The sequence below is a fragment of the Candidatus Sericytochromatia bacterium genome (assembly GCA_035285325.1).
In the GTDB taxonomy this organism is placed as follows: Bacteria; Cyanobacteriota; Sericytochromatia; order S15B-MN24; family JAQBPE01; genus JAYKJB01.
The window spans coordinates 1-2,513 of the sequence record JAYKJB010000123.1 but is presented as its reverse complement, the minus strand read 5'-3'; the positions used below and the strand labels follow the sequence as shown (position 1 = coordinate 2,513).

The 2,513-nt window shown below is 64.1% G+C and carries 2 protein-coding genes; one reads left to right on the top strand and one right to left on the bottom strand.

The features are described from left to right. Positions 1 to 2,218, top strand: a 2,218-nt coding sequence (locus VKP62_15315) for a S8 family serine peptidase (protein ID MEB3198565.1), incomplete at its 5' end; no start/stop codon positions are given. A gap of 52 nt (positions 2,219 to 2,270) precedes the next feature. On the opposite strand, the gene VKP62_15310 is transcribed toward VKP62_15315, so the two are convergent. Beyond that, positions 2,271 to 2,513, bottom strand: a 243-nt coding sequence (locus tag VKP62_15310; protein ID MEB3198564.1) for a hypothetical protein, incomplete at its 5' end; no start/stop codon positions are given.

Genomic DNA, 2,513 nt, shown 5'->3' with positions numbered 1-2,513 from the left:
GGCCAACCTGGACCGGGCCTCGGTGAAGTTCTTCTTCGGCACCACCGAGATGGCCGTCAGCAACCGCAAACCGAACATGGTGACCTTGACGCTACCGGCCGGCAGTGCCAAGAGTGGCCAGCTGTCGGTGCGCGACGGCAGCGCGACGGTCTATCGTCTGACGTCGGTCGACTCGCGCTCCCCCTACACCGCGGGCCGGCTGTTGATCCGCTTCCGCGACGGAGCCCCCCGCGCCACGGTCGAGTCGGCCATGCAGGCGGCCGGCATCACCTACTATCGCTACCCCGGCATGAACTACCTGGTAGCCAGCCACAATCCGGACGTCTCCTTCGACACGGTGGCCACGCGCTTGAAAGCCAACGCGGTCTTTGACCAGGTGTCGCGGGAAGCCATCTTTTCGACCAAAGGCGCGCCCGAAGATGCGCGTTATCCGGAGCAATGGGCCCTGCCTCGCATCAATGCGCCAGCTGCCTGGGACATCTCCAAAGGCTCGCCCGACGTGGTAGTGGCCGTGCTCGACACAGGCATCCAGACCAACCACCCCGACCTGGCGACCAACATCTATGTGAGCCCCGGCGAAACGGCGGGCAACAACGTCGACGACGATCGCAACGGGCGCGTCGACGACGTGCGCGGCTGGAACGCCTATGACCAGAACGGTCTCACCGAAGATGACAACGGCCACGGCACCCAGGTGGCGGGCGTCATCGCCGCCGTTCAGGACAAGGTCGGCGTCACGGGGCTCGCGCCCCTGACGCGCATTCTCCCGGTCAAGGTGAGCAACTCCAGTGGCCTGGCCACCTCGGCGTCCCTGATCGATGGCATCAATTACGCCGTGCGCAACCGCGCCTCGGTCATTTGCATGAGCATCGGCGCCAACATTGACGACCCGGCCGTTCGGGACGCGGTCTCGTTCGCCACCACCTTCAACGTGACCGTGGCCGCCCCGATGGGCAACGAGGGGACCAACCTGCGCCAGTACCCGGCCGCCTGGTCGAACCAGCTCAACCTGCTGGCCGTCGGCGCCACCAACAGCACGGACAGCCGGGCGGCCTGGAGCAACTTCGGCGACTGGATGACCGTCTCCGCACCGGGCGACAGCATTCTCACCACGACCCTGGGCAGCGGCTACGGCGTGGTCAGCGGCACCTCATTCGCGGCGGCTCACGTGGCCGGCCAGGCGGCCCTGATCAAGTCGCTCAAGCCCAGCTGGTCCCCCACCATGCTCCGAAGCCTGATTGTCAGCACGGCAGTGGACAAGGGCGTGGCGGGCTTCGACACCTATTTCGGCAACGGCCGGATCACCATGGATTCCAATACCATGGGCAACCTGCTGGGCCTGATCCTCGACGATATGGGGGTGCGCGTCTCCAGCGAGCACGAGGCGGGTCGGACACCGGCCGACATGGCGGTCGACAAGAATTCGGAAACGCTCTGGTCCTCGGCGCGCACGGCAGAGATGACCCCGCAATTCATGCGCCTGGACATGGGGCAATCCTCCCGCCTGACCTCGATCGCGGCGCTCCCTGCGGGGCATTACAGCTACCTGTTCCCTGCCTCGTTCACGATCGAATTGAGTAATGACGACGTGACGTGGCGGCCCGTCATCCAGCAAACCAACTTCCGCATCCCGGAATCCACCTGGCACCGCTGGAACATCACGCCCACCCAGGCGCGCTACGTGCGTTTCAACATCACGGAAACCCGGAAGAACACGGACAATGCCCTGCACTACGCGCAAATTGCCGAGGTGGCATTCAACGGCGAGGAAAACAATGTCGTCATGAACAGTTCCTCGGTGTTCTACGGGTCCGCCTATCCCAGTGCCTTCCTGACTGACGGGAAGAACGACACGATGTGGGTTTCGACCGTGCGGGGAACCAGCCAGCGGGAGTTCGCCATTGCTGACCTGAAGGTCAATCGCACCTTCCGCTCCATCAAACTGCTGTCTCCTCCGGAAATCATCAGCGGGGCTTTCCCCAAGGCCATCGACTTTTACACCAGCAATGACAAGGTCAACTGGACCTACGTGAAGAGCTTCCGGGGCCTGACCTCGCTGGCGGCCACCTGGTACACCTTCGCCGTGCCCGAGACCAGCGGTCGCTACATCCGCATCGACGTCCCAGAGACCAACACCACCTCCAGCAAGGGCGCGCTGTACTCCGGCAACTTTGCTAACGGGTTCTTCACCTCGATTGCGGAAGTCTCCGTGGAGTGAATGCCCCACCCGTCCGGGAGCTCTGCAGTCATCTGGCTGTGCTCACGGACCCTCAGGTCCAGCGGGCACCGAGGTGAAGGATCTCGTGCTGAAAGTCAGCCGCCGCGGATCGGAGCAGCTCGGGGGCGATCGCCGGATATAAGGTCAGGTGGGGAAGCTCTGCCAGCAGCACCCACTCGACCCTTGTGATGACATCATCCGTGGGCACCCCCAGTTCCCCGCCGACTTGGCGCGCCTTCACGAACACGTTCAGGATGTGCCGCCCTCCGGCCGGGGCGATCGCCTCGGAGAGGTA